At 43.6% G+C, this 26,200-nt stretch carries 31 protein-coding genes and 1 other annotated feature; of the genes, 3 read left to right on the plus strand and 28 right to left on the minus strand.

All coding sequences use genetic code 11. The features are described from left to right. Window positions 1-9: 9 nt before the first annotated feature. The 18 genes from amaP to AC3WJJ_RS05450 form a co-directional block, all read right to left on the minus strand. Window positions 10-549 carry an alkaline shock response membrane anchor protein AmaP gene (gene amaP / locus AC3WJJ_RS05365; RefSeq protein ID WP_422660710.1) on the minus strand — a complete coding sequence of 180 codons (540 nt, stop codon included), beginning with the start codon at window positions 547-549 and terminating at the stop codon, window positions 10-12. Between the two features lie 67 nt (window positions 550-616). Beyond that, the gene (locus tag AC3WJJ_RS05370) at window positions 617-1,030 is read right to left on the minus strand and encodes an Asp23/Gls24 family envelope stress response protein (protein WP_422660709.1); all 414 of its coding nucleotides are present in this window, start codon (window positions 1,028-1,030) and stop codon (window positions 617-619) included. Between the two features lie 120 nt (window positions 1,031-1,150). Next, window positions 1,151-2,494, minus strand: coding sequence for an acetyl-CoA carboxylase biotin carboxylase subunit (accC, locus tag AC3WJJ_RS05375; RefSeq protein WP_422660708.1), 1,344 nt, complete (start codon window positions 2,492-2,494; stop codon window positions 1,151-1,153). Window positions 2,495-2,548: 54 nt separating this feature from the next. After that, window positions 2,549-3,046, minus strand: coding sequence for an acetyl-CoA carboxylase biotin carboxyl carrier protein (accB, locus tag AC3WJJ_RS05380; RefSeq protein WP_422660707.1), 498 nt, complete (start codon window positions 3,044-3,046; stop codon window positions 2,549-2,551). Window positions 3,047-3,216: 170 nt separating this feature from the next. After that, a complete protein-coding gene (locus AC3WJJ_RS05385; protein ID WP_492538634.1) occupies window positions 3,217-4,020 on the minus strand; it encodes a SpoIIIAH-like family protein in 804 nt (267 codons plus the stop codon). Window positions 4,021-4,079: 59 nt separating this feature from the next. Further along, window positions 4,080-4,718: a stage III sporulation protein AG gene (spoIIIAG, locus tag AC3WJJ_RS05390; RefSeq protein ID WP_492538636.1), complete on the minus strand. Its 639-nt coding sequence runs from the start codon at window positions 4,716-4,718 to the stop codon at window positions 4,080-4,082. A 14-nt stretch (window positions 4,719-4,732) separates the two neighbouring features. Next, window positions 4,733-5,452 (minus strand): stage III sporulation protein AF, encoded by a 720-nt coding sequence (gene spoIIIAF / locus AC3WJJ_RS05395; protein WP_492538638.1) that lies wholly within the window; start codon window positions 5,450-5,452, stop codon window positions 4,733-4,735. 26 nt (window positions 5,453-5,478) lie between these two features. Continuing rightward, window positions 5,479-6,681, minus strand: a complete 1,203-nt coding sequence (gene spoIIIAE, locus AC3WJJ_RS05400; RefSeq protein ID WP_492538640.1) for a stage III sporulation protein AE — start codon at window positions 6,679-6,681, stop codon at window positions 5,479-5,481. A gap of 16 nt (window positions 6,682-6,697) precedes the next feature. Further along, entirely contained in the window at window positions 6,698-7,087 is a 390-nt protein-coding gene (gene spoIIIAD / locus AC3WJJ_RS05405) for a stage III sporulation protein AD (RefSeq protein WP_492538642.1), read from the minus strand. Between the two features lie 7 nt (window positions 7,088-7,094). Next, complete coding sequence (spoIIIAC, locus tag AC3WJJ_RS05410; protein ID WP_046680216.1) at window positions 7,095-7,298, minus strand: stage III sporulation protein AC; 204 nt, start codon at window positions 7,296-7,298, stop codon at window positions 7,095-7,097. Between the two features lie 14 nt (window positions 7,299-7,312). Further along, window positions 7,313-7,831 carry a stage III sporulation protein SpoIIIAB gene (gene spoIIIAB, locus AC3WJJ_RS05415; protein ID WP_422661426.1) on the minus strand — a complete coding sequence of 173 codons (519 nt, stop codon included), beginning with the start codon at window positions 7,829-7,831 and terminating at the stop codon, window positions 7,313-7,315. Then, window positions 7,824-8,822 (minus strand): stage III sporulation protein AA, encoded by a 999-nt coding sequence (gene spoIIIAA, locus AC3WJJ_RS05420; RefSeq protein ID WP_492538644.1) that lies wholly within the window; start codon window positions 8,820-8,822, stop codon window positions 7,824-7,826. The genes spoIIIAB and spoIIIAA overlap by 8 nt, the downstream gene beginning before the upstream one ends. Window positions 8,823-8,908: 86 nt before the next feature. After that, on the minus strand, window positions 8,909-9,175 hold the full coding sequence (locus tag AC3WJJ_RS05425; RefSeq protein WP_422660700.1) for a YqhV family protein: 267 nt from the start codon (window positions 9,173-9,175) through the stop codon (window positions 8,909-8,911). 142 nt (window positions 9,176-9,317) lie between these two features. After that, complete coding sequence (locus tag AC3WJJ_RS05430; protein WP_492538646.1) at window positions 9,318-10,571, minus strand: aspartate kinase; 1,254 nt, start codon at window positions 10,569-10,571, stop codon at window positions 9,318-9,320. A gap of 249 nt (window positions 10,572-10,820) precedes the next feature. Beyond that, window positions 10,821-11,378: an elongation factor P gene (efp, locus tag AC3WJJ_RS05435; RefSeq protein WP_422660699.1), complete on the minus strand. Its 558-nt coding sequence runs from the start codon at window positions 11,376-11,378 to the stop codon at window positions 10,821-10,823. Between the two features lie 47 nt (window positions 11,379-11,425). Beyond that, window positions 11,426-12,496: a M24 family metallopeptidase gene (locus AC3WJJ_RS05440; RefSeq protein WP_492538649.1), complete on the minus strand. Its 1,071-nt coding sequence runs from the start codon at window positions 12,494-12,496 to the stop codon at window positions 11,426-11,428. A gap of 40 nt (window positions 12,497-12,536) precedes the next feature. Next, window positions 12,537-12,983: a type II 3-dehydroquinate dehydratase gene (aroQ, locus tag AC3WJJ_RS05445; protein ID WP_492538651.1), complete on the minus strand. Its 447-nt coding sequence runs from the start codon at window positions 12,981-12,983 to the stop codon at window positions 12,537-12,539. Window positions 12,984-13,060: 77 nt separating this feature from the next. After that, entirely contained in the window at window positions 13,061-13,558 is a 498-nt protein-coding gene (locus tag AC3WJJ_RS05450) for a YqhR family membrane protein (RefSeq protein WP_492538653.1), read from the minus strand. 169 nt (window positions 13,559-13,727) lie between these two features. Here AC3WJJ_RS05450 and AC3WJJ_RS05455 point away from each other — a divergent pair, with 169 nt between their 5' ends. Further along, on the plus strand, window positions 13,728-14,720 hold the full coding sequence (locus AC3WJJ_RS05455) for a DUF1385 domain-containing protein (RefSeq protein WP_492538655.1): 993 nt from the start codon (window positions 13,728-13,730) through the stop codon (window positions 14,718-14,720). Between the two features lie 7 nt (window positions 14,721-14,727). Then, on the plus strand, window positions 14,728-15,063 hold the full coding sequence (locus tag AC3WJJ_RS05460) for a hypothetical protein (RefSeq protein ID WP_422660694.1): 336 nt from the start codon (window positions 14,728-14,730) through the stop codon (window positions 15,061-15,063). A 61-nt stretch (window positions 15,064-15,124) separates the two neighbouring features. On the opposite strand, the gene AC3WJJ_RS05465 is transcribed toward AC3WJJ_RS05460, so the two are convergent. From AC3WJJ_RS05465 to mntR, 3 genes are all read right to left on the minus strand, one after another. Beyond that, window positions 15,125-16,054 carry a patatin-like phospholipase family protein gene (locus AC3WJJ_RS05465; protein WP_492538658.1) on the minus strand — a complete coding sequence of 310 codons (930 nt, stop codon included), beginning with the start codon at window positions 16,052-16,054 and terminating at the stop codon, window positions 15,125-15,127. A gap of 77 nt (window positions 16,055-16,131) precedes the next feature. After that, window positions 16,132-17,712, minus strand: a complete 1,581-nt coding sequence (locus AC3WJJ_RS05470; protein WP_492538660.1) for a family 10 glycosylhydrolase — start codon at window positions 17,710-17,712, stop codon at window positions 16,132-16,134. Window positions 17,713-17,796: 84 nt separating this feature from the next. Next, complete coding sequence (mntR, locus tag AC3WJJ_RS05475) at window positions 17,797-18,222, minus strand: transcriptional regulator MntR (protein WP_422660691.1); 426 nt, start codon at window positions 18,220-18,222, stop codon at window positions 17,797-17,799. Between the two features lie 136 nt (window positions 18,223-18,358). Here mntR and splB point away from each other — a divergent pair, with 136 nt between their 5' ends. Beyond that, window positions 18,359-19,477 (plus strand): spore photoproduct lyase, encoded by a 1,119-nt coding sequence (splB, locus tag AC3WJJ_RS05480; RefSeq protein ID WP_492539596.1) that lies wholly within the window; start codon window positions 18,359-18,361, stop codon window positions 19,475-19,477. Here splB and AC3WJJ_RS05485 read toward each other — a convergent pair. The 7 genes from AC3WJJ_RS05485 to AC3WJJ_RS05515 all read right to left on the minus strand — a co-directional run bounded on the left by AC3WJJ_RS05485 (window position 19,474) and on the right by AC3WJJ_RS05515 (window position 26,126). Continuing rightward, window positions 19,474-20,187, minus strand: coding sequence for a cytochrome c biogenesis CcdA family protein (locus AC3WJJ_RS05485; RefSeq protein ID WP_422660689.1), 714 nt, complete (start codon window positions 20,185-20,187; stop codon window positions 19,474-19,476). The two genes, splB and AC3WJJ_RS05485, sit on opposite strands and share 4 nt — an antisense overlap. 12 nt (window positions 20,188-20,199) lie before the next feature. Beyond that, on the minus strand, window positions 20,200-21,006 hold the full coding sequence (locus AC3WJJ_RS05490; protein ID WP_492538663.1) for a metal ABC transporter permease: 807 nt from the start codon (window positions 21,004-21,006) through the stop codon (window positions 20,200-20,202). Between the two features lie 46 nt (window positions 21,007-21,052). Beyond that, window positions 21,053-21,802, minus strand: coding sequence for a metal ABC transporter ATP-binding protein (locus tag AC3WJJ_RS05495; protein WP_492538665.1), 750 nt, complete (start codon window positions 21,800-21,802; stop codon window positions 21,053-21,055). Window positions 21,803-21,871: 69 nt separating this feature from the next. Then, entirely contained in the window at window positions 21,872-22,816 is a 945-nt protein-coding gene (locus AC3WJJ_RS05500; RefSeq protein WP_492538667.1) for a metal ABC transporter substrate-binding protein, read from the minus strand. A gap of 201 nt (window positions 22,817-23,017) precedes the next feature. Next, window positions 23,018-24,991, minus strand: coding sequence for a methionine--tRNA ligase (gene metG / locus AC3WJJ_RS05505; RefSeq protein ID WP_492538669.1), 1,974 nt, complete (start codon window positions 24,989-24,991; stop codon window positions 23,018-23,020). A gap of 71 nt (window positions 24,992-25,062) precedes the next feature. Beyond that, window positions 25,063-25,320 (minus strand) — a binding site (T-box leader). A 51-nt stretch (window positions 25,321-25,371) separates the two neighbouring features. Then, a complete protein-coding gene (gene yidD / locus AC3WJJ_RS05510) occupies window positions 25,372-25,638 on the minus strand; it encodes a membrane protein insertion efficiency factor YidD (protein WP_492538671.1) in 267 nt (88 codons plus the stop codon). Continuing rightward, window positions 25,635-26,126: a Fur family transcriptional regulator gene (locus AC3WJJ_RS05515; protein ID WP_492538673.1), complete on the minus strand. Its 492-nt coding sequence runs from the start codon at window positions 26,124-26,126 to the stop codon at window positions 25,635-25,637. The genes yidD and AC3WJJ_RS05515 overlap by 4 nt, the downstream gene beginning before the upstream one ends. Window positions 26,127-26,200 lie beyond the last annotated feature (74 nt).

The following is a 26,200-nucleotide window of genomic DNA, read 5'->3' on the forward strand; positions in this document are numbered from 1 at the left end:
AACTCACCTCTATTCCACTCTGCTCTTGAAGCTCGGTGCCTGTACCACGTTAGCAATATATACGGATACACTTGAAACAGGAATTCCTGTCGTATCCTCAACGAAGTCATGTACCTGCTTCTGGACGTCCGTAGTCAAGGTCGGAATAGATTCCTCACCATCTACCACAGCACGAATAGCAATCTCTAACCCTGATTGGGATACCTTGATACGAGATTTTAGATCCTTTACCCCACGTACTCTTGAGGCAGCCTTAAGACACAGATTCTCTATTGTCTCTACCGAAATTTGGATATCTCCGAATTCAGTTCGCTGATCGATCGAATTCGTAACTGTACGGTCGCGGCGAATTGAGATATAGAAGAAACGAATACTGATCAGAAACAGGACAGCAGCCACAATAATAGCTATTAAGAAGAAACGCTGCTCTTGGGCAAACGTTAATTCATAAGGTATAGCGCCGCTCAAGAGGAGGATGGCAACTACAGAAATCACGCCGATACTTAAGCTGTAAATAAACAGCAAAAGTCTGTCCACTATTTTAGCCACGAACAGCACAGCCTCCTTAAAATTAGATTAAACCCTCGACATATCTGTCGGGGGCTAAGGTATAGCTTTATTTCACTCGCTGAATCATATCAATCTCTTCGTTCTTCTCGGCAGCCTTTACGAAATGAACGTCATGAATATGTACGTTGACTTCCACAACCGTAAGTCCTGTCATATTCTCAATTGAGCGTTTCACGTTACGCTGAATTTCACCAGCTACTTCAGGAAGACGGTGGCCGTATTCCACAATAACCGATACATCTACAGCCGCTTCGCGCTGGCCTACTTCAACGGTAACGCCTTTGGACAAGTTCTTACGTCCTAATAATTCAACGATCCCGCCAGCAAATCCACCGCTCATTCCAGCAACGCCCCGAACTTCAACCGTCGCAAGCCCTGCAATAACTTCAATAACTTCCGGAGCGATTTGAATCTGACCAATATCCGTACGATCAAATTCTGTCGGTAAAGAATCTACCATGTCTCAACACACCTTTCAAAATAAGTTTGCGGATGCATAGGACGATACAAGGCATGCGCTTCTTATTATTAAACTTACTATATCATCTGCCCATGCTAATGACAAACGATAAAAGACATATTAAATCTCATTTTCTTCTAGAAACTTAATGTCGAAGTCACCCTTCAAAAAAGTAGGATGATTCATTAGCTTCTGATGGAATGGTATCGTTGTATAAATTCCCTCAATATCAAACTCCATTAGGGCACGTTTCATTTTGGAAATCGCTTCCTCACGAGTTGGAGCCCACACGATTAGCTTCGCGATCATGGAATCATAATACGGAGAAATTGTATATCCCGGATAAGCCGCACTATCAACACGAACGCCCGGACCACCTGGAGGCAGATAAAATTGAATCGTTCCCGGTGCAGGCATAAAGCCCTTATCTGGATTCTCGGCATTAATTCGACATTCGATCGACCATCCGTTAATAACGACCTCTTCTTGTGTAAAGGACAATGGATGACCTTCTGCTACCGATATCATTTCTTTAATGAGATCAACACCGGTAACCATCTCAGTTACTGGGTGTTCAACTTGGATCCTAGTATTCATCTCCATGAAGTAGAACTGTCCATCAGGACCTAGCAAAAATTCAAGCGTACCCGCGCCGGAATAATTAACCGCTTCAGCTGCGCGAACAGCCGCCGCTCCCATGCGCTCACGTACTTCTTCAGTCAACACCGGGCATGGTGCTTCCTCAACAAGCTTCTGGCGACGACGCTGTACTGAACAATCACGCTCGCCTAAATGAACAGCATTCCCGTGCTTGTCAGCAATGATCTGAATTTCAACATGCTTCATGCCAGTTAAAAATTTCTCCAGATATACTCCTGCATTACCGAAAGACTTCTGTGCTTCCTGCTGGGCAGCTGTAATCTGTTTAACGAGTGATTCCTCATCTTCAGCGATCCGTATTCCTTTACCTCCACCACCTGCGGTAGCTTTGATAATTATAGGATATCCTATTTCTTGCGCAACGATAATCGCGTCATTTAAATCCTCAACAAGCCCGTCAGATCCCGGAATAACCGGAACTCCTGCGTCTTTCATCGTCTGCTTAGCTACGGCTTTGTCGCCCATGCGCGTTATCGCATCTGCGGAAGGTCCGATAAAAGTAATGTTGCATGATTCACAAATTTCAGCGAAATCTGCATTTTCTGCGAGAAATCCGTATCCTGGGTGAATTGCATCACATTCAGTTAAGGTTGCAACACTCATAATATTAGTAAAGTTCAAGTAGCTGTCTTTCGATAGAGTTGGACCAATGCAATAAGCTTCATCCGCAAGGCGAACATGAAGAGATTCACGGTCTGGCTCCGAATAAACTGCTACTGTAGATATGCCAAGCTCATGGCAAGCTCTGATTATACGAACGGCGATTTCTCCACGGTTCGCGATTAGCACTTTTTGAAATGTCATGCAAGTAACCTCCTTCGGACTCAAGTTAGCTCTGATTCTCTGCGAGTATGGAAATCAATCCGGTCTCACCAAGAAAAGAGGCTGTCCGAATTCGACTAATTGCCCATTTTGGGCTAGAACTTCCACGATTTCTCCCTTGATCTCCGCCTCAAGCTCATTCATAAGCTTCATAGCTTCGATAATGCAAACCGTTGTTTTTTCATCCACTTTATCACCAGAGCTTACAAAAGAAGCAGCTTCAGGAGATGGAGAACGATAAAAAGTTCCTACCATCGGAGATACAATTTTATGTAGTGAACTTGATGCATCCGCAGCTGGTGCAGCATTGCTAGCCGTCTCTGGCTGATTTCCTGTAGCAATCGGCTGGGCAGCCTGATATTGAACCTGAGGTGCAGGTATAACCGCTTGTGGAGCTTGCTGGAAGCTAACCACCTCTGGTGTACCAGGTTTCTTGATGGATAAACGTGTACCTTCACTTTCAATTTCTAATTCTTGTACAGTGGTTTGATCCACTAGCTTAATCAGTTCCTTAATCTCGCTTAATTTAAACATGTTAGACTCTCACTCCTTCACTTTCTTAGAAGCCCTACTTCGGACAGTCAGTCAATAGCTTAGAGTATTATATCACAATCCAAAGAAATGGAAAGAGTCCAGAGTTTCCCCGGACTCATTCATATTGAAGGCTGAAGGGAGACAGTATCCTCTTTACACGCTCTCAAATGTTATTGTTTAACGATTTGCACACTTACTTTATCTTGGCTAACCTTCAATTCGCTCATCACTTTATTTACGATGACAGCTGCTCCTTTGGCATCTAATTGATCACCTAGAACAACAACGTTATATCTATTATTTTCTTCTTTTACCACTGCTTTTTCGTATTGTTGTTGCAGCTCTTCTTCAAGACTTAGAAGGATTTGCTCTCTTTCTTCCAAAGTTTTCAATTGTTCTGTCACTTGAGCTGTCTCTTCCGCAGTGTTCTCTTGATTTCCAAGCTTTGTCATCAACTCATCATACAACTTCATATTTTTATTCGCACGATCGAGCTGATAAGCTTCAATCTTGCTACCTGCTGAATTCGCTTGTGCAGCTACTTCCCCAAGGATATCTTCTTCAGTCTTGGCTGTATCCTCAGCGCCTGTTGATTCACCTGCTTTTGCATCACCTTTAGGTTCTTTTGATTCTTTTGATTCTTTTGGTTCTGTCGTTTTTTCGTTTTCTTTTTCATTCGTTGTTTGATCTTTCTTGCCTTCACTTGAATCCTTCTTGCCTTCATCATTTGCCACACTATCCGTTACTTCACTTGCGCCGGAATCTCCCACCATACCCTCAGGTGTAACTTCATTCAATACCAGTTCATCCATTGTACTTGTAGTTGTTCCTGACTTTTGGTTGCTCGCTTGTGTACTATCCGCAACAGGTGGCGTCGCTTTACCAGAGTCGTCAGTAAACAGGTAATACGCGGAGAGAATGACCATTAGGCTTAACATCGAAACTAACCAAATTGTTTGTCTTTTGTTATTCATTTAGAATACTTCCTCCTTTAAATAAACGCATGAATAACGATCGGCTCGCTATTGATATTCTATTCCTGCTTCCTAGGAACAACGGATATCTTGTAGCTTGGAACGTTGAGACCTCTTTGGACAGCGTCAATAATTAGATTGCGAACTGTCTCATTCTCTGCCCCTTTGGCGACTACCATCACACCGCGCACTTGCGGTTTTACTTTTTTCGTAACGATAGGTGTCTGATCCCCTGCAGAATCATAAGTAACGATTCTTCCGTCTCGAGTGTAGCTTGTTACATGTCGCTTTCCGCCATTAGCATCGTTTTCCTCCGTAAGTTCCTGGGTGTCTTTCACATCGCGCTGCACCACAATCTCTTCTGTCGATTCCACTGTCACCATGACATGCACATCGCCAACCCCAACAATCTGTTCAAGCATGGATTTCGTTCTTTCTTCGAATTCCTGCTCGATCGTCCCAAACTCACTGACTCCGTTTCCAGCAGGTGACTGGACAGACGTTGTCATTGCTGTATCTGGCGGTTCACGGCCAATGTTCTCATTATCAAGCTTCTTTACATGAACGAAGGAGTTAAACAGCATGATGGCTACGCCAACCAATCCTAAAATAATTAACCAACGGAATGTTTGCATTCTCTTGATTCCGCCAGCACCACCACCAAGCCAATGCTCAACCTTCTTCAGCCACTTCCCCAACCTCATCACCCCCGTTATAATTTGGTATTTGGGTCACTCCCTAAAGTTTGTACCTCTATTTGATCAGGATTCAAATTCCAGCGACTGCTTAAAAGATCCCTTACTGGACCCGCTCTCGCTTCCATGACTTTGTTTGCTTCTATGGAATCTTCCGTCCTGGCTTTGTCGTTCTTGGAACTACTCGAGTTCATCTCCACAGTTACCCGAACCGCATCAATCGGCTTTACACCTTTAGATTCGTCTCTCGTTGTCGTATCTGCATTAATACTCGGGTCTTCTGTTTCTCTAAGGCTCACTAGAACAGATGTGATAACTGCACTGCCCGTAGCTTCACTAGGTGCGGCTAGAACGACTTTCACCTCACCAACCTGCTCTTTCGTCTCTGCAGCTATTTGATCCTTCATCTGCCTAGCAACCTCTTCTCCAGCCCATTGTAGACTTTGGCTCTGTTGTACGTTCTTGAGCTTCTCGGCCTCGGCTAAAATATACTCAAGCTCCGCTTCCTTAGGAAGATCTCTCCCTTTATCCAATCGCTCAAGCTCATATGCAAGCTGCTTCTCAGGAGAAACGGTCAGCAAATTGATGACCGGACGAAGCAGGGCCAGGAGGATCAGCATGCTCAGCACTAATCTTGCATAGCGCTGCATTGACTTTCCTGGAAGGATGAGATCGACGAAGGCAGCGAACAAGACGATCATAATCACGCTTTTTAACCATTCGCCAAGCCACTCCACTTACGATCTCCTCCTTTCAGTCATCGCTACCTCATCATAACCGTGACATTTGCGGCTGTTAAAATGATTGTAATGGCTAGGAAGAACATCATGCTGACCGCTGCCAAAGCTGCAAATACGAATAGCATCGTCTTACCAATCGTTTGCAAGCAAGTGACAATTGGAGAGTCTCCTAGTGGCTGCATGACCGCTCCAGCAAGGTTGTAAATGAGCGCCAAGGTGAGTATTTTGATGGCTGGAAAGGCACAAAGGAATAAAATGATAATGACTCCGGCAAGTCCAATCGAATTCTTCACAAGCAGTGATGCGGAGATAACGGTGTCTGTCGCATCTGCGAACATTTTACCTACAACCGGGACAAAATTCCCCGTCACATACTTGGCTGTCCGAATCGTCACACCATCTGTTACCGAGCTCGTGATGCCTTGTACAGATATGACGCCAAGAAACACGGTTAGCAGAACCCCAAGCACTCCCATTCCGATGCCCCTCAGCAGATTTCCAAGTTGTGTCAGCTTGTACTTCTCGGACAGTGAACTTACTAAGTGAAGCAATGCCGAGAAGAATAACAACGGGAACACGATTGTACTGATTAACGTCCCTACGGTATGAACCATAAATATGATAAGAGGGTGGGTTACTGAAACAGTAACAATATTCCCCATAGAGGCGAGCAGCGCGAACAACAATGGCAACATCGCCATCATAAAATCAATCATCCTGTCGATCGCTTCTCGTGCATATCCGATCGCAATGTTAAAGCTGTTGACTGCTATAACAAGGACGACCATGTAGCAGATCGTGTAAGCCACTTGACTAATCGTGCTTTTTTCGAAGGCTGTCTGTAAATTTTCTAAGATGAGACTCATGATACTTAGCATCACAATGGTAGCTAGCAGCTTGCCGTTATAGAGCACCTCATGCCACATAAACTTACCAATTGCGGACAGAACGCTCTTAAAGCCTAATCCATCGCCCCCTGGAAGCAGCATATCCATCAGTGCAGGGGTCCTACCTTCTGGAAAAAAACCTCCGTAGTCCTTCATCAACTGATCCCAATACTGCTCAACCTGACTTGTGGGAAGCACTTTCGTCTGCTCTTCAATAAATTGATCAGCAGGTGAATCTGCACTGACCGTATAACAGCCTAAACCAGTTATCAAAAGTACAAACAGGGCCAGCAGTATTCTGATTAGGGGCCTCCTGCAATTATGCAGTCGCTCATTCATGTCATCCCCCGCTTTCTCAAGCCGGCAGGAGCTCCAAAACCGTTTCGATAATGATGCTGATGATCGGCACAGCGAGAACAAGAATCAGTACTTTTCCCGCCATTTCAATTTTGGAGGCAATGGATTCTTGTCCAGCATCTCTTACGACCTGTGCCCCCATTTCGGCAATGTAAGCTATCCCTATTATTTTCAGTACCGTTTTCAGGTAAATCATCTGCACACCGGAGCTCTCTGCAAGGTTCTCCAGCATCTGAATGACATTCCCAATCTTCCCAACAAGGAACAAAAAGATCATTACACTTGCCGCTACTGCGATGAGAAAGGCGAAAAGTGGTTTCTGTTCCTTAACAACCAGTATGAGTATGGTGGCTAATAAGCCAAAACCTACGACTTGGATGATTTCCATAGTCCACCTACTGAAAGAGGAAAATCGTTTTTATTTCCTGGAGTAAATCATCCAGCAGCCGCACAACCATAAACAGGACAACAACAAACCCGATGAGCGTAACCCAGTGAGCCATATCCTCTTTTCCCATTTGTTTCAGCACAGTATGGATCATCGCAATGATGATGCCGATGCCTGCAATCTGGAAAATGGCATTCACTTCTATATTCATTCCTTGGCACCTCGCTAAAAGATCAAAATGACGATCAACGCTCCAACAAGCAGTCCCAAGCTTTTGCTCATTTTTTCATACTTCGCTTGGTCCTCTCTAGCCGCAGCTTCCTCATGTTTGAGCTGGCTAGCGGTGAGTGCAATATGCTTCATTTGATCCTGCCGGTCGCTGGTGCCAAGTACACCACTTAGCTGCTCCAACGCATCCCGTTCGGCGGATTTCATGCTAGTTCGTCTCCAATAAGCATCTAATGCTCTTCGTATGCTATCTTGAGCAGATAGACCATATTCAGGACTCATATACCTCGCTGCAGCTGTAAATAATGATTTTAGCGGCTCACGCAGACCGTTTCCAATTCTCTGAAGTGCTTCGGGTAACGGAGTGAATCCGTAGCTTATCTCTGTCTCTAATCTCTGTAGAGCTAAGATGAGTTCACGAATCTGTCTGGGTCTTGCCGCAAACTGCTGGGCTTGAAAGAATCCTGCTAATGTTCCAGCGACTAGCACAATCGCCGCCCCGATCAATTTAAGCAAATGCATCACCATCCAATCGACTACCCCTTGTTGTCTGCAGTGTACGCTGTCCACTATCGTGAAGTCTAAATGATCTCTCATCTCCAGCACGTATAAGCACGGCATACATTTCAAACATCCGGTTATCCACTAGAGCAGCCAGTGCAGGCCGTCCCCTCATATCCTGGAGAGAGGAGCCGTGAGCTGTTGCAATGACACTGATTCCAGCATGAAGTGCCTCTATGACAGCTTCTGCATCCTCTGGTCTGCCAATCTCGTCCACAATTAAGACATCTGGAGACATCGAACGCAGCATCATCATCATGCCTTCTGCTTTCGGACAACCGTCTAGCACGTCCGTTCTCGGACCAACATCAAACCCAGGTACACCGCGCTTGCAGCCAGCAATTTCAGAACGCTCATCAACAATCCCAACCTTTAGCCCTGGCCAGTGAACGTTCGATCTTCCCCATAACCCTGAGCTAACCTGCCTTGCCAAGTCACGAACAAGAGTTGTCTTTCCATGTTGAGGTGGTGACATGATGAGTGTGTGGAACAATCTTTTCCGCTTGATATCAAGCAGGTATGGTAATATCTCGTCTGCTGCTCCTCTTATCTCTTTAGCAATTCTGACATTAAACCCGCTGATATCCCGGATGTGTTCAACTCTTCCACCACTAAGCACGGTTCGTCCAGTCAGACCGATCCGATGTCCCCCAGGTATTGTGATGAATCCTTTTCTGAGTTCTTCTTCCATCGTGTAGAGAGAGTGATTACTTATCAGATCCAGCAGTCTGTGACCATCTTCCCGGCTCGGCTTGTACGCTTCTTGAGGCCTTTGAGTCAGCTCTCCGTCAGGACTCACGAAGTGAAATTTGCCTCCTGCATTTATTTCTAGCGGACGGTCCTCACGAATCCGAACTTCTTCCAACCTTTCAAGAACACCTTTCGGCAGATGTAGCAGAAGCCGTTTTACGTTTTCGGGAAACAGCTCCAACCAATTCATTGTCATTTCAATTTCCCCCAAGCTGTCCTTTTCTTGAAGTACTTCTTATTCACATATGTATGCTTGTACTCCGAATTTATGCAGCGAATCTATCATTTTTTTAATATCCCGTATAAAAGAAATGCGACGCCGCACAATACCCAGCCTATCTTTCCCCAAGACAATTTATCAGCCATGCCTACAAGACCTATTGTTGTTGTCAAGATCAGAATAAGAGGACCTGTAAAAGCCAATGCTGAATTAACCGCAAGCGCCTTGTCGACTTGATTAAGCCTGAGCATGATTAGCGCAGCTATGATCTCTAAACTACCAGAGAAGATCCGAAGTGACGCCATCCCGGCTACAAACTTGTCCAACATGCTGAAACCTCCTTTTTTACGTGATGTGATAAAATATGCATCCCTCTCTTGATTTATCTCTACTTTTTTTAATTCTCATAGAAAAAGAACGCAAAAAATCCTGGCCTATGAAAGACCAGGATTTAACGATAGTTTATGTTGTTTATCTACGATCTTGTGGTCCACCAACCATTGCCTGTTGATCTGTATCCAGACCGTAAGCTGTGTGAAGAGCTTGAACAACTTTTTGCAGGTTGGACCCTTCAATGACACAAGACACTTTAATTTCAGATGTACTAACCATCTTGATACTGACATCTTCTTTCGAGATCACTTCAAACATTTGTGCAGCTACACCAGGGTGGCTGACCATACCAGCACCAACGATGGATACTTTCACCAAGTTATCCTCTGATGTCACATCACGGAAAGGAAGATCATTACGAATACCATGAATGACAGAAAGTGCACGCTCACGATCGCTGAGAGACACGGTAAAGGAGAAATCAGCCTCACCATTCATTACACCACTTTGAACGATAATATCTACATCAATGCCTTCTTTAGCTAGTTCTCCGAACATCTTAGCCAAGACACCCGGATAATCGCCTACTCCCAAAATACTGATTCTCGCAACGTTCTTATCGTAAGCAATACCACTTACAACTACACCTTGTTCCATGCTTGCTTCCTCCTTAACAACCGTACCCTCGTTATAATTAAAGCTGGATCTAACAACAAGCTTAACTTGGTTATGCTTCGCATACTCTACAGCACGAGGATGCAAAACAGCAGCACCAAGATTCGCAAGCTCCAGCATTTCATCATAGGAAATCTCTTTCAGCTTACGCGCACATTTCACTACACGTGGATCTGTCGAATAGATACCATCCACATCCGTATAGATTTCACATACGTCTGCATTAATAGCTGCCGCGAGTGCAACAGCTGTGGTATCGGAGCCGCCACGACCGAGTGTTGTGATCTCGCCATCGTCTGACATCCCTTGAAAACCTGCAACGATGACAATTTTCCCCTCATCAAGCGCATTGTTCACACGAATTGGAGAGATATCAGTGATTCTAGCTTTGCCATGCACCGGCTCCGTACGGAAACCAGCCTGCCAACCCGTATATGATACCGCCTCACGTCCTAATCCATGAATAGCCATCGACAGCAGGGACATCGAAATCTGTTCACCTGTTGTCATTAACATATCCATCTCACGAGCCGGAGGATTTGGATTCAATACTTTAGATTGGTCGATTAAATCATCCGTTGTATCTCCCATTGCCGATACAACAACTACACATTGGTGACCTTCATCTTGCTTCTCAACGATTCTTCGGGCGACGCGCTGCATCCGTTCCGTATCTCCTACAGAACTGCCTCCGAATTTCATGACATACAGTGACAACGCTTCCTTCACTCCCCACTAGTTATTCAATTATGTATCTTTTGGTTTCTCGCTTTAAAACAGTATAATACGAAAATGCTTGGTTGCGTCAAGAATTTTCAGATAACATCTGAAAATTCGACAAAAAACATATAGATATCATGCATTATAACTATTTTTATAACTATATTGGAAAAAAAGTCCACAAAAAAACTGCCTCAACAGTTAATTTCAACTGTTGAGGCAGTTCCTTAGCATTTCCTAAGCAGATTACGCGCGGGAAATATATTTACCTTCACGAGTATCGACCAGAAGAACATCCTCTTCATTAATAAAGAGAGGAACTTGTACGTTCAGTCCAGTTTCAACTTTAGCTGTTTTTGTAGCACCTTGAGCCGTATTTCCTTTAACGCCTGGCTCTGTTTCTACAACTTTCAATTCAACGCTGTTAGGCAGGTTGATCCCAAGGATCTCCCCTTGATAGCTGATGATGTTAACGTTCATGTTCTCTTTCAAGAAGTTCAGTTCCCACTCCAGCTGCTCGCTAGTCAAGCTGAACTGATCATAAGTTTCGTTATCCATGAATACATGCTCTTGACCACTAGCATACAGATATTGAACTCCACGGTTCTCAATCTGTGCACGACCAATGGTTTCACCAGCACGGAATGTTTTCTCTACGGTATTACCGTTACGAAGGTTCTTCAATTTGGAACGAACAAACGCAGCACCCTTACCTGGTTTAACGTGCTGGAAATCCAAAACGGTAAATATATCTCCATCCACTTCTACGGTTAATCCTGTTTTAAAATCGTTGACTGAAATCATTCGATTCCCTCCTAAAATAAGTTCATTGATGTCTTTACAAGTTGTTTCTAAAGAACGGTGTACTTTTTGCTTGAGCTTGTCAAAATATGAATACCCGTTTCGGTAATCACAATATCATCCTCAATGCGAACTCCGCCAAGCCCTGGCAAATAAATACCTGGCTCAACTGTAACAACCATACCAGGCTTAAGCACATCGTCGCTAGCCTTAGATAATCTAGGAGATTCGTGAACCTCCATACCAAGACCGTGACCTGTGCTGTGGCCAAAGTACTCGCCGTATCCATACTTCGTTATGATATCGCGGCACAACGCATCAGCTTCGCGTCCAGTCATACCAGGTTTGATATGATCGAGCGCATGCAGTTGAGCTTCAAGAACAATATCATAGATTTCCTTTAATTTCGGATCAGGTGTACCGATGGCAATAGTTCTTGTTAGATCCGAGCAATATCCGTCCAGAAGAGCACCGAAATCAAATGTGATAAATTCATTGCCTTGGATGACTCGTTCACTAGCTACACCATGAGGCAAGGCTGAACGCTCACCAGATGCAACAATCGTATCAAACGAAGACGAAGTCGCGCCGTGACTGCGCATGAACATTTCCATCTGAAGATCGATTTCCCGTTCGGTCTTACCTGTACCCACAATATTTAAGAGATGACTGAAGGTTGCATCTGCGAGGTCAGCAGCACGCTGCATCACTTGCAGTTCCTCATGATCCTTAAATATACGAAGTTGTTCTACAAGACCTGAAACCGGCACTAGACTTACCGGCTTAAGCTGTTCCGTATAGCTGGTAAACACCGCATATGTAACATGCTCTTGCTCAAATCCAAGGGACGTAATTCCCTCAGATGCTAGTAGTTCTTTTACCGTGTCCATCAATTTAGGTCCATGCTCAACGACTTGATAACCAATCGCTTGCTCCGGAGCCTGCGTCATGTAACGAAAATCAGTCAGGAGGTAAGATTGATCGCGAGTAATGAGTACATACCCAGCTGACCCAGTAAAGCCGGTCAAATAGCGTCGGTTGATCGGACTTGCTACTAGCATTGCCGACAGGCCTTGTTCCTGTAACTTTACACGCAATTGTTCAACCCGTTTGTTAGCCATTTACTTCAGTCTCCTCTCCCGTTCAAAACAAAACATTACTTTACGAATTCGGCTGCTCCAATACATCCAAAAGTGCATGTATACCTAGCTCATAACTAGTAGCACTAAACCCAGAGATCTGACCCACACACACCGGCGCAATGACCGAGGTATGACGGAAAGCTTCTCTAGCATGAATGTTAGAAAGATGCACTTCAACAGTAGGAACTTTCACAGAGCTTATCGCATCGCGAACCGCATAGCTGTAATGAGTTAGTGCACCAGGATTTAATAAAATCCCATCTGCCTGTCCCATGGCCTCGTGAATCCGATCAATAATGGCACCCTCATGATTCGATTGAAAGAAGGTAATTTCAATTCCGGCATTGTCTGCCACCTTGCGTAAACGATCTTCAATACCCTGCAGGCTAAGCGAACCATAGATCCCCGGCTCACGGATGCCTAGCAAGTTCAAGTTCGGTCCGTTAATCACCCATATGGATTTCATGGGGTTCCCCACCTTTTCGTCAAATAACCAAATGCTATTTTACCATAGGCGGTATCTTCTTGAGAAGTTTTTTTGCATCAGCTCAATGCTTCTTCTGGTTCGCGTGTTTTCTCATCCGTGTATTCCTCTGCTGTTGTATAGCCAATAAACAATCCCCACAGCAAAAACAAGCAAGCTTCGGATATGTGAGTATCCCAAGATAGTTGTTTCATAGGCGAACTCATATTCAGCAACGGTGCGATCACAATCATAAGCACAACCCACCATACAACTCCATAAGCAATCCCAGGCCAAGGCCCTTTAGCTCTGCGGAATACATACACATATAACAACGACGCAATGATAGACAATGCAATAAAAGATAGCCAGCCAGCTACTTGCCCTGCCGTGCTCTCTAGAAAAGAATGTTTAAAAAACGGCTCTAACAAAAAACCAGGAAGTATGGAGGTAAAGTGGAATGCATAAAAAATCCAACGGATACCTCCCCAGATAAATCCAGCGTAGAATCCTAGCTCCAAAGCGAAGAAAAATCGATTGGTATGGATTCTCTGTGATTGTTTATGTGATTGACTCATACTTACCAGAGCTCCTCTCAGTGGTATTAGATTCCATGTTAAATTTAGAAGCTTCTTCTTATGTCATTATTATGCTCCGTTCTTGAAAGCCTAATCCAACTAGAAATTACTTCAAAAATTCGATACAATAGGATTAAAGTTCTTACTATTAGACAGGAAGGTGAAATGGTTGTCCCAAAAATCAGCTCCGGTTAGCTACGGTGGTCAAGCTGTTATTGAAGGCGTTATGTTCGGCGGAAAGCATGTCAACGTTACAGCTGTACGGAGAAAAAACCACGAAATTAAGTTTCTAGAGGTGCCGCGTGAAGACAAGTCCTGGATTCGTAAATTACGTAAAATTCCGCTTCTTCGCGGCATCGTCAGCCTTATAGATTCGAGTATTAAGGGCTCCAAACATCTGAATTTTTCGGCAGATGCCTATGCTGATGATACTCTTGAACCAGAGGAACGTGCGCAGCAGAAAGAAAAGGAAGAGTCCGGCTGGAGTCTAAGCATGATTATTGGCGTTGCGGCAGTCAGCGTATTATCTTTCATATTTGGTAAGCTATTGTTCACACTTGTTCCTGTATTTGTAGAAGATTTTTTGTTCGGTGACTCATTTGATCATTATGTTCTTCATAATCTAGTGGAAGGCGTCATTAAACTGATCTTACTCTTGGTTTATCTATGGGGGATTTCCCTTACGCCTGTCATCAAGCGTCTATTCCAATACCATGGTGCGGAGCATAAAGTAATATCAGCATTTGAAGCTGGCGAAGAGCTAACCGTTAAGAATGTGCAAAAGTACACTCGCCTTCATTACCGCTGCGGAAGCAGTTTTATGATGCTCACCATTGTTCTTGGCGTCGTGATTTACTCTGTCGTTCCTTGGGATACCATGACAGAGCGGATCATCCAGAGGATTGCTCTTCTGCCGGTTGTGCTAGGCATATCCTTTGAGTTCTTGAAGCTTACGAATTCACTTAGAGAAGTGCCTGTACTCCGATACTTGGGTTATCCTGGACTTTGGCTTCAACTCTTGACAACAAAAGAACCAAGCGATGATCAAGTGGAAGTATCCATTGCCTCCTTCAATCGGATGCGTGAACTGGATGCTCAATATGAAAAGGTATCAGTTCAACAGCCTCTGGCAGGAAGTGTTTTGGATCCCGCGAAAGGATGAGTAAGCCATGAAAAGGCTGAGAATTCAATACATTGTATTTTGGATTATGATTGCACTAGCTGTATTAGGAATTGTGAGAAACTTGTTCTCTCCTGTTTTTTTGATTCCGCTGGCCGTTATTGGCATCGTATTCCTGCTGTATAAGTTCCCACCAACTCGTTATCGCACAGCGAAACGGCCTAAAGTAAAACCTTCAAAGAGAACCGCAGCAAAAATGGCAGCGAAGCCTAATGGCATTCGTAAAAGCAGCTCACCAACCAAACGTAAGCAATATCCATTTCAAGTGATCGACGGTCAAAAAGGAAAGAATGACTCGTCTGATGACTTGCCAAAATATCATTAAAAAAACCGTCCAGTCAGCGCTTAGCGCTTACTTGGGCGGTTTTTTTTCGAAGATTAAATAACTAATGACCACAATCTGGCTTCCAAGAAGAAAAGAATGCTTTCCCGGCTGACAATCCCGATTCATATAGGCTCATACTCTCCTCTAATGTCAAATTGAAATGAGTTGTACTGATACCAAGCGTAGGAATCTTAATCGTACGTTCCCGGTTGTGCTGCTCAATATATCGTTCATCATGAGCAGACAACATGGTTTCAACCATCGCTGTCAACATACTAAACGCACCATCAATCTGATGAGGTTCGTTCTTATTCTTCCCCACCATTTGAAACCCAACAACAGGAAGCGAGCTTGGTCCTTCTTTGGAGTGTCGATCAAATAGCCACAGAGGAAAGTTACTAAGCAATCCACCATCCACAATGTAAACAAACTGCTCACTGAAGGATTTGCCTCGGGCGGGTGCACCGATTAAACGTAATATGACAGGGTCAAAAAAATAAGGAATACTACAGCTCATTCGCACTGCCTTCGCGACTGGAAATGTAAGTGGATTAATTCCATATTGCCGAAGATCATCCGGAAGGACGAGCAGCTTGCTATTGGTAATATCCGAGGCCACTATATGCAGCTTTCCGGCAGGAATATCAGAGAAAGTAAAGATTCCTTTATCCAGTAATATTTGACGAACCCAATTCTCAAGCGCCTCCCCAGAGTATAGACCTTTCTTAATCAACACTCGAAGTGCAGGCCCAACCACCCGAGCATTAAAGATTGGTGCTCGCTTCAGCAAAGATTGAAACGGTGTCTCTTCGATAATCTTTTTCATTTCATCTGCCGTATAGCCTGCTGCAAGAACTGCCGCAATTATAGATCCTGATGATGTGCCAGCCACTCTACTGAAATGTACACCAGCCAATTCTGCTGCTTTCACAGCTCCTGCTAGTGAGATTCCTTTGACTCCTCCACCTTCAAATACGGCATTGATGTGCATAAATAAATCCCCCGCTCACATGGTCTACTGACTATGTATGTAAGCAGGGGATCATTCATTCCTCTAGGACTTGCGGTTTAGGATTGATAATATAATTTCAATTGATCAAGTAAGCCTAGAGGATTGTTTATTAAGTTTTTAGCTCTAAAAAAGATACTTCCACCAATTTCGCTGTATTGTTCATTATACTTTAATTGAGCGATAATCTCAGATGCATTTTGCCAACTCTTCTCTTGAGTGAGATCTCCAACCTTATACGCAGCGTGACCGATTAACAGATCTACTGTGGTACCACTGACTTCTTTTACCCACCAGTCTACAAGCTTGTCATAATCCGCTGGCGCATAGTTCATGCTCCAATAGATCTGTGGTGCCACATAGTCTATCCATCCGTTCTGAATCCATGCCCGTACATCAGCATACATACTATCGTAAGCCGTCACTCCAGCAGTTGTATCTGACCCACTCGGATCCACCGACTTATTCCGCCATACACCGAATGGACTAATACCGAACTCAACATTCGGTTTTGCTAGGTGGATACGTTCTCCAAGCATCTGCACAAATGTGTTAATGTTCGCTCTGCGCCAGTCCCCCACGTTCTTGTATTTTCCGATATTATACAATTTATAAGCGGCTGAATCATTAATCGTTGTATTTGAAGGATAGAAATAGTCATCCAGATGTATTCCATCAATGTCATACCCATTTACAACTTCCATAATTGTATCAATGATGTGTTGACGAGCTTCTGGGATACCAGGATTGATCATCAATTGGTTGTTAACCTTAATCATCCATTCAGGGTATAACAGAGCAACATGATTAGGAGCTAGTGTAGCCGTTGATAAATCGGAGTTCGCTCGGAATGGATTGAACCAAGCGTGAAACTCCATTCCTCTTCGGTGGGTTTCCTCTACCATGAATGCTAATGGATCATATCCGGGGTCTACACCTTGCTTACCCGTAAGCACCTTAGACCACGGAACTAATGCTGATGGATATAACGCATCCCCAGCAGGACGAACTTGAACGAACACAGCATTAATCCCGGTATCCTGTAGCTTATCAAGTAGCGCTGTATACTCTTGTTGCTGCTTCAGCATGTTGTTCTTGGTCGTTGGCCAATCCAGATTAAATACAGTAGAGATCCATGCGCCACGCACCTTATTGTCATTGTGAACAGGTGGATTCTCAGGCTCTAGTGGAGGAATAATCTGTACACTAGTTAGCGTAATTTGCTGTGCAGCCTGATTCCAGTTTACCGTCAAACCAAGATTTTCACTAATAAACCGAAGAGGCACCATCACTCTGCCATTTTTGATCTGAACAGAGGCATCCAAAGGAATAGAAATGCCATTGACTAGAGCAGTGCTTCGCCCAGAAGTCATTGCAAGTTTTGAGCCATCTTTCGAAACCGTTACGGTTTTTTCTTTTTGATTCCAATGAACCGATGCCCCGAGTCCCTCACTTATTACACGGGTAGGGACCATCGTCACGTTTACCTTGGACAATATGTATGGTGAAATATCGCTGTTTAATTTTTGTCCATCCAGAATAATGCTAATCTCTGGGCTTTTGGCCTGGGCAGGGGGGGCAAAGGACGGGAGACATAGTACTGATATGAACAACAAAAGCAACCATCTACGAAACTTCATTCCACATATCCTCCAGCATTGATAGATTTGCAGGTAAACATACAAAAGCAAAAAAGCATCTGTCACCAGCGGACAGATGCCCTGTTAAGATTCGCTGACTAATTCATTATGAATGTCACGTAATTCCTGAATGCGATTTTCATCTCGCTTGAAAAATTCAACGAGCGTTTCAATTCGAGTAATGGAATCCCAGCTTAAATGATGCTCGATTCCTTCAACGTCCTTGTAAATATTCTCTTCAAGAACACCAATTAATCCGAGGAACTCTTCCAGAAGCTGATGTCGTGCCATTAACCGCTTGCCCATCTTCTTACCTTTACTCGTAAGCACGAGACCACGGTATTTCTCGTAAATCAAATATTCATCTTTATCAAGCTTCTGAATCATTTTCGTGACGGATGAGGGATGTACTTCCAAGCCTTCGGCAATATCCGAAACGCGCGCATATCCCTTCTCGTCGATCAGCTTGTAGATGCGCTCCAAATAATCCTCCATACTGGGTGTCGGCATCTTTTTCCCTCTTTTCTAAAAATTACGTCTTACTAAAAAACCTTATTACCTGCACATGTTATGATACATGTTTCAGAGAGTACTTGGCAAGTCCTGGCCCGATTCCTTCGAATAATTGGCACGTGTTGAACCTCTTATGCGTGAGCAGACTAAATGTACCTCTGAGTTGAAAGGATGGCTTGCCGTGACGGTAAAAACAATCGAACGCCCTGCTCGCTCTTTAAAGAGTACTAAAGCTTTTATTCCAGACCTTGTTTATTTTGAACCAGGAGCTTTAGAGTATCCAAAAGGTAAAGAAATTATGGAGTTTGTTAAAGCAAGAGGGATTGAGCATCGTATGACGACATCCCACAATCGTATTACAAATCTCCCAGGTGAAACCGAGCAAGAAAAATACCGGATTGCAAAGCGAACTCTTGTTGTGGGTGTGCGAAAAACATTAAAATTCGATCAATCAAAGCCTTCAGCAGACTATGCCATTCCCATTTCAACAGGTTGCATGGGACATTGCCATTATTGTTACTTACAGACAACACTCGGGGCAAAACCTTACATTCGTGTTTATGTTAATACGGAAGATATTCTTCGCACAGCTAAACAATATATCGAGGAACGAGCACCTGAAATAACAACATTTGAAGCGGCTTGTACTTCGGATCCTGTAGGGCTTGAGCACATTACCCACTCCCTTCAAGAATTGATTACATTCATGGCAGGTGAAGAGTTCGGCCGATTAAGATTCGTCACTAAGTTTCATCATGTTGGCCCTTTGCTTGACCTTAAGCATAACAATCATACAAGAATTCGATTCAGCATCAATGCTGACTATGTTATACGTCAATTTGAACCAGCCACTTCCCGATTCGATGAACGCATTGAAGCCGCTGCTAAGATCGCTCACGCTGGATATCCACTAGGATTCATCATAGCTCCAATTATATGGTATGACGGCTGGGAAAAGGGCTATGCTGAGCTTCTAGAGCGGCTGGCAATGAAACTGCCGAAAGATGCAACAGATGGTTTAACATTTGAGATGATTCAACACCGTTTCACCAAAACAGCCAAAAATCTAATTGAACAAAGATATCCGAAATCTAAGCTGGAGATGGATATTGCAAAGCGAAAACAGAAATGGGGCCGCTGGGGTCAATATAAATATGTATATCCCCAAGAACAACAAACCGCCCTGCGTGAATTCATTACAGAGCGGATTTTTGAACATTTTCCTAAAGCTAAGATTGATTACTTTACTTAAAATTTCAACCAATCTGGAGTCAATGACTGCAGCCAAATTGTGATTTTGAACATTTGATTCGTGAAGAGCAGAATTCCCATAATAATCATAAGCACGCCACCAATTTTCATTAAAACACTTGAATATTTCAAGATCCAGCGAGTAGAGCCGATGAAGAATGCAAGTACGAAGAATGGAACGGCAAAGCCTAAAGAATATGATGTGATTAAAGGGAACCATGTTCCTGGTTCAGTAGCGGCAAGCGCTATAATAGCCATAAGAATTGGGCCAACACAAGGTGACCAACCTGCAGCAAATCCTATGCCAAACAAAAATGTGCCTATGTATCCTGTCGGTTTTGATTTGAAATCAAATTTCCGGTCTTTCATTAGAAATCTTGGTTGAAAAATTCCTACAAGCATTAAACCCATTAAAATGATTAAAAGAGCAGAAAGCTGTCTAATTAAATCCTGGTATTCTATAAATATTTCACCAAATATGCCAGCTCCCCAGCCAAGTGAATAATAAACAGCAGAGAACCCAAGGATGAACGCAAGCGTATGCGTAAGTGTACGCGTGCGCACCTCCTTCCGGTTCTGTTCTGTCTTGAGTTCATTAACAGACATTCCTGTAATAATAGACAAGTAAGACGGGTATAACGGCAGACAGCATGGAGATATAAAAGAAGCCAGACCCGCGGCGAACGCAATACCGACATTAATATCAGCCAATCTTCTCCCCCTTTATGTTGTAAAACCCTTTTTACCAAGCAACGTTACTACAAGTAAAGCAATTAATAGCAAAACAATAGTCGCTCCCGGTGCTAAGTTGAACCCTCCTGCCAGTATAAGACCTCCTATAACAGCAATCTCAGAAATGATAACCGAGAGAATCATAGAGGATTTAAAGCTTCTTGCCACAAGCAAGCTAATCGCCACTGGAATCGTTAACAGGGCTGATACAAGCAGGGCGCCTACAATCTTAATCGCGGTACTCACCACAAGCGCTGTCAGCACAGTGATCAGCATATTCATCAGTTTAACTGGTAAACCACTCACACTTGCTGCATCTTCCTCAAAGCTAAGCAGAAAGAACTCTTTGAAGAACAAGCTCACAACAACGATAACGATTACTGTAACTCCGCCTACCATATATAGATCTGTCGTATCAAGTGTATAGATGCTTCCAAATAAATAACTCATTACATCGGTATTATAACCCATTCCTAATGTGAAAAAGAGAGATGCCAGTGCAACCCCGCCGGACATGATAATGGCGATCGATAGTTCGGCATAACTTTTATAAGCTTTCCTAAGCTTCTCTATCGCGAATGAAGCTAGCACGGCAAATACAAGTCCCGCAGCCAGCGGATATACTTCAATAAGAAAACCGAGAGCCACACCGGCAATCGTTACATGAGAGAGTGTATCCCCAATCATGGACAATCTTCGCAGCACCAAAAAGATACCAATCAGCGGCGCTGTAACACCGATGAGAATACCGCCGAGGAGTGCCCGCTGAAAAAAATCACTTTGTATTATATCAAGCAATGAAAACGTCTCCTTCGCAGCTTTAGCTTTACATCATCTTATTTTATTAAACGAGTGAGTGTTGCAGATCTTGTTTTGTACAATTTTCAATATCATGTGAGTGACGTACAAAAAATTGAATTTTCCCATTCTGCTGCACTGGCGAAGTGCCTAAATAGCCATTTACCATATCCAGATCATGTGTCACCATCAAAAAGGTCATATTGTGATGTGCGTGCATATGGGTGATCAATTCAAAAAAACTTGCTTGTGTCTCCGAATCGATTCCTTTCGTAGGCTCATCCAAAATGAGTAAATCCGGACGGTTAATTAGCGCTCTCGCAAGAAAGACACGTTGCTGCTGTCCACCTGAAAGCTGACCAATCCGTTTGTGTGCTATATCTTGTATACGCATGACTTCAAGTGCATCATCACATTTCTGCTGCTGCTCTTTGCTGATGCGGCGGAACATATTTTTTCGGTAATAAAGTCCTGACATAATGACTTCACGCACTGTTGCTGGGAACAGTGGATTAAAGGCGTTCTTCTGCGGAACATAGCCAATTCGCTCCCAATCCCTGAACTTACGTACCTTCTGACCGAATAATTCAACACTGCCCTCAGTCGCTGGCAATAAACCCACGATCATTCGCAGTAAGGTCGTTTTCCCCGCTCCGTTGGAACCCACAATTCCGACAAAATCGCGTTCTTTGACGGCAAAATCAAGATCTTTGATGACCTGCTGCTCCCGGTAGGAAAATGATATATTTCTCAGTTGTATAATCGATTCGTGACAATCCTGTGGTGCTGGTATCATACCTTGGCCGCCTTTCTCATTATTTTGCTAATAAACATAAGATTTCTCAAAACCTTGTGATCCACCTTACTATTGTAAAGCCTTAGTGAGATTTTGCAAATTTTTCTCCATTAATGTGAAGTAGTTATCACCATTCTGTTCTTGTTCTTTCGTTAAGCCTTCTACAGGGTTAAGTACGAGCGTTTCCACACCGGTCTCAGAAGCTAAAGTTTTAGCTAGTTTATCCGATACGAGTTCCTCAAAGAAAATATAGCGTATACCTTTCTCTTTCACTGTCTTAGTCAGCTTAACAAGGTCCTGTGCACGAGGCTCAGCATCTGGAGACAAGCCCATAATAGCATATTGCTCTAGGTTATAATCCCGTGCAAGATACCCAAATGCCTGATGAGACACAACAATTTCATGTTTAGGAAGTCCTGATAATTGTGTTGTAAATGATTCATCTAATTTTTCTAACTTTTCCTTAAGTCCAGCATAACGCTCATCATAATATGCCGCATGATCTGGATCGACTTCTACAAGACTTTGATGAATATTATGTGCCATAACTAGAGCAGACTTTGGACTCACCCAAGTGTGAGGGTCTACATGGTGACCACGATCCCCTTCTTCTCCGTGTCCGTGACCGTCGTCCCCTTCTGAATCAATAAGCTCAATTCCTTGACTAGTTTCTACCGGCTTAACCTGCGTATCTTTATTGAGTCCTTTCAAAAATGAAGGAGCCCATCCTTCAAGACCAGCACCATTATAAAGGAACAACTGAGATTTCGAGGTATTGATAATATCCTGACTTTTCGGTGTCCAGTCATGAGGCTCTACCCCAGTCGGAAGGAGATTGATAACATTCACTTCGTCTCCACCAATCTCTTTTGTAAACTCATAGATTGGATATATCGTCGTTACGACATTCACTTTCCCCTCTACAACGCCATCTGTTTGGCTTCCACAAGCGGTTAGACCCATTATTAATGCTAACATCAGTATTCCGTAACCTGCTTTAATTCTATGTTTCATCTTATGTTTACTCTCCGATCTATTGTTTTAATCGTAATGATTACTAACAAGATTATAAGAGCATCTGAAAGATCTTGTCAACTAAATCGTAAAAATTACTATTAAGAGTATGTTCTTATACTTTTAAATATGTAAAAAGAACGGTACACCCCATTAACAGGGTATACCGTTCTGAAATGAACCATTCAAGTAAGAGATGGTTTATTTTACGATCGCACCGTTAGGCATGCTATCCGGTACTGTTGCGAGCGTAAGCTCGCTACCTTTTGAAGCCGCCAGTACCATACCTTGAGACAATTCTCCTCTAAGCTTGACTGGTTTCAAGTTCGTTACACAGATGACTTTGCGACCAACGAGGTCTTCCGGCTTATAGAACTTTGCAATACCAGATACAACCTGACGCTGCTCATAACCGAGATCCAATTGAAGCTTAAGCAGTTTATCTGCTTTTTTAACCGGTTCAGCGGAAATAACTTGTGCTACACGAAGCTCAACTTTAGCAAAATCTTCGATACCGATCTCCTCTTTATGCTCAATCACTTCATCCTCTGCAGGTGCCTCAGGCTTCGGTGCTTCTTCTGCAGCTTTCGTGCCACCTGTCATAGCCTCAGCGATGTAGGCAACCTCTTGTGGAACATCCAGACGAGGGAAAATCGGATCTCCTTTAACAAGCTTCGTGCCCGCAGGAATGCTTCCAAGTTCACGTCCACTATCCCAAGCTGTCAGCTCACCTTCTTGAATACCAAGCTGCTGCCAGATTTTCTGAGGAGTACGTGTAAGGAATGGTTGTAGCAAGATCGAGGCAATCCGAAGTGATTCAACCAGATGGCTCATCACCGAAGCTAATTCTTCACGCTTGCTGTCATCCTTAGCGAGTCCCCAAGGCTGTGTTTCGTCGATGTACTTGTTGCTACGGCTAACGAATTGACCGATAGCTGTTAGTGCAACCGAAAACTCCATATTCTCCATCGATTCTTCTACCTTGTCGTAAACTTCCTTTGCCGCTTCTTCCAAAGCTGCATCAAATGCTGTTACACCGGTCTGATAAGCTGGCACCTCTCCCCCGAAATACTTGTCAACCATCGCAACCGTACGATTTAACAGATTACCAAGGTCATTCGCAAGATCGGAGTTAACACGCTCCACAAAACTTTCCGGTGTGAATGTTCCATCAGCTCCGAAAGGAACTTCACGAAGCAAATAATAACGGAGTGCATCGAGGCCATAACGATCAATCATGGTTACCGGATCGACCACATTCCCTTTGGATTTTGACATTTTGCCATCCTTCATCAAGAGCCAGCCATGGGCGAACACTTTCTTAGGAAGTGGAAGGTCTAGAGCCATGAGAATGATCGGCCAGTAAATCGTATGGAAGCGGACGATCTCTTTACTCATCAGATGTACATCTGCCGGCCAGTATTTATCAAACAGAGAACGATCTTCGGTTCCATAGCCAAGCGCGGTGATATAATTCAAAAGCGCGTCGATCCATACATAAATAACATGCTTCGGATCGCTCTTCACCTTAACTCCCCACTCATACGTAGTACGGGAAACTGCAAGATCCTCAAGACCCGGCTTAATAAAGTTGTTAATCATTTCGTTCTTACGGGAGATCGGCTGGATAAAGTCCGGATTCTCTTCATAGAACTGAAGGAGACGGTCTACGTATTTGCTCATACGGAAGAAGTAACTTTCCTCTTTTACCAATTCAACAGGACGTCCACAATCTGGACAGTTACCATTTACGAGCTGGCGCTCAAGGAAGAACGACTCGCATGGTGTACAATACCAACCTTCATAATCCCCTTTGTAAATATCGCCTTGGGCAAGCAGTCGTTCAAATACATCTTGAACAACTTGCGTGTGACGCTTTTCTGTCGTACGGATAAAGTCCTCGTTCGAAATATCAAGCTTCTTCCACAGATCTTTAATGCCCGCTACAATGTCGTCAACGAATTGTTGTGGTGTCTTACCCGCTTCAGCTGCTTTTCGTTCAATCTTCTGACCATGCTCATCCGTTCCTGTCAAATAGCGAACATCAAAACCGCGCAGACGTTTGTAACGTGCCAGAGCATCACCTGCTACAGTCGTATAAGCGTGACCGATATGCAGCTTGTCGCTTGGATAATAGATCGGTGTCGTAATATAAAATGTCTTCTTGTCTGTCATGATTAACCCATCCTTTTCATTAATTTATCGTTTATTCTGGTCTGTGAAAACACAACAAAAAACCCTCACCCCTATGGGACGAGAGTTATCTCACGTGTTACCACCCAAATTCCCTGTACCCTTACGGGCAACAGGCTCACCGACCGCCTATTCAAAGACGACCGTCCATTAACGCTGGATCACGCCACTCCTTTACGTCCAGATGAACTAGATCGCTCAAAAGTGGTTCCTCCAAGACCATTTTCCAAAAATAACCTTGACCGGCTTTCAGCTCCCCCGGCTCTCTGTACAAGATTTGATTTTCGTACTTATCTCTTCCTCGGAAATGCATATATAACTTCAATATAATCAACGAACCCTTAGGGTGTCAAGGTTACTTGTCACGGTCCTTGAACTTCCACATCATTCGAAGCCCCCTTGCGTGGTGGAACCAGATCAATTCCTCCCGGGTTAAAAGGATGACAACGTGCAATGCGCTTGGCTGCTAACCAAGATCCTCTTAGTGCTCCGTGCACTTCGATAGCTTCAAGGGCGTATGCGGAACACGTCGGATAAAAACGACATGTAGCCGGTTTCAAGGGTGAGATGAACTTACGGTATATGTGGATAGGCACCTTTACAACACGACTAGCCGTAATTTTACTCATGATAAAGATTCCGTCTTTCCATCTTCACACGAATTTGTCTTATTTGGTGATGTGTTTTTCTTCAGCGCTGTCGTATCCTTGGCACACTCTTTACAATATCCGAATACTTCAAATTTATGCTGAACCACTTGGAAATCCTCTGGTCCATCGGTCACTTGCATCGGACAAAACTTGATCGGATATGTTTTCTGACACTGAAGACAAATCATGTGATGATGATGGTGTTCTTCATTACAGCTCGCTCGAAATTTAATACCTTCTTCAAACACAACCTGTTCTAGCACACCAAGATCATATAATACTCTAAGATTACGATAAACCGTATCAAAACTGAGACCACTATATTTCTTACCCATATATTCGTATACATCCTTAGCTGTTAAATACCCTGGATGTTCTCCAAATAATTTGGCAAGTGTCTTACGCTGATCGGTAATGCGCAGCCCGTTCTCGGACATGCCGTTTATGATCTGTTCCGTCGTCAGCATACGCAGTTAACCTCCTGATAGCTTAAATGTCTAGATCTTTCATGTCATCTATTAATAATGCATGAAAAAATGTG

Source organism: Paenibacillus sp. FW507-14B1B (assembly GCF_058781425.1).

Excerpts from the sequence above, each read along its gene's own strand:
- AC3WJJ_RS05370 (WP_422660709.1), bottom strand. The coding sequence starts at position 1,030 with ATGGTAGATTCTTTACCGACAGAATTTGATCGTACGGATATTGGTCAG.
- accC (WP_422660708.1), bottom strand. The coding sequence starts at position 2,494 with ATGACATTTCAAAAAGTGCTAATCGCGAACCGTGGAGAAATCGCCGTT.
- accB (WP_422660707.1), bottom strand. The coding sequence starts at position 3,046 with ATGTTTAAATTAAGCGAGATTAAGGAACTGATTAAGCTAGTGGATCAA.
- AC3WJJ_RS05385 (WP_492538634.1), bottom strand. The coding sequence starts at position 4,020 with ATGAATAACAAAAGACAAACAATTTGGTTAGTTTCGATGTTAAGCCTA.
- spoIIIAE (WP_492538640.1), bottom strand. The coding sequence starts at position 6,681 with ATGAATGAGCGACTGCATAATTGCAGGAGGCCCCTAATCAGAATACTG.
- spoIIIAD (WP_492538642.1), bottom strand. The coding sequence starts at position 7,087 with ATGGAAATCATCCAAGTCGTAGGTTTTGGCTTATTAGCCACCATACTC.
- spoIIIAC (WP_046680216.1), bottom strand. The coding sequence starts at position 7,298 with ATGAATATAGAAGTGAATGCCATTTTCCAGATTGCAGGCATCGGCATC.
- spoIIIAA (WP_492538644.1), bottom strand. The coding sequence starts at position 8,822 with ATGACAATGAATTGGTTGGAGCTGTTTCCCGAAAACGTAAAACGGCTT.
- AC3WJJ_RS05425 (WP_422660700.1), bottom strand. The coding sequence starts at position 9,175 with ATGTTGGACAAGTTTGTAGCCGGGATGGCGTCACTTCGGATCTTCTCT.
- efp (WP_422660699.1), bottom strand. The coding sequence starts at position 11,378 with ATGATTTCAGTCAACGATTTTAAAACAGGATTAACCGTAGAAGTGGAT.
- AC3WJJ_RS05440 (WP_492538649.1), bottom strand. The coding sequence starts at position 12,496 with ATGGCTAACAAACGGGTTGAACAATTGCGTGTAAAGTTACAGGAACAA.
- aroQ (WP_492538651.1), bottom strand. The coding sequence starts at position 12,983 with ATGAAATCCATATGGGTGATTAACGGACCGAACTTGAACTTGCTAGGC.
- AC3WJJ_RS05450 (WP_492538653.1), bottom strand. The coding sequence starts at position 13,558 with ATGAGTCAATCACATAAACAATCACAGAGAATCCATACCAATCGATTT.
- AC3WJJ_RS05460 (WP_422660694.1), top strand. The coding sequence starts at position 14,728 with ATGAAAAGGCTGAGAATTCAATACATTGTATTTTGGATTATGATTGCA.
- AC3WJJ_RS05465 (WP_492538658.1), bottom strand. The coding sequence starts at position 16,054 with ATGCACATCAATGCCGTATTTGAAGGTGGAGGAGTCAAAGGAATCTCA.
- AC3WJJ_RS05470 (WP_492538660.1), bottom strand. The coding sequence starts at position 17,712 with ATGAAGTTTCGTAGATGGTTGCTTTTGTTGTTCATATCAGTACTATGT.
- mntR (WP_422660691.1), bottom strand. The coding sequence starts at position 18,222 with ATGCCGACACCCAGTATGGAGGATTATTTGGAGCGCATCTACAAGCTG.
- splB (WP_492539596.1), top strand. The coding sequence starts at position 18,359 with ATGCGTGAGCAGACTAAATGTACCTCTGAGTTGAAAGGATGGCTTGCC.
- AC3WJJ_RS05495 (WP_492538665.1), bottom strand. The coding sequence starts at position 21,802 with ATGATACCAGCACCACAGGATTGTCACGAATCGATTATACAACTGAGA.
- AC3WJJ_RS05500 (WP_492538667.1), bottom strand. The coding sequence starts at position 22,816 with ATGAAACATAGAATTAAAGCAGGTTACGGAATACTGATGTTAGCATTA.
- metG (WP_492538669.1), bottom strand. The coding sequence starts at position 24,991 with ATGACAGACAAGAAGACATTTTATATTACGACACCGATCTATTATCCA.
- yidD (WP_492538671.1), bottom strand. The coding sequence starts at position 25,638 with ATGAGTAAAATTACGGCTAGTCGTGTTGTAAAGGTGCCTATCCACATA.
- AC3WJJ_RS05515 (WP_492538673.1), bottom strand. The coding sequence starts at position 26,126 with ATGCTGACGACGGAACAGATCATAAACGGCATGTCCGAGAACGGGCTG.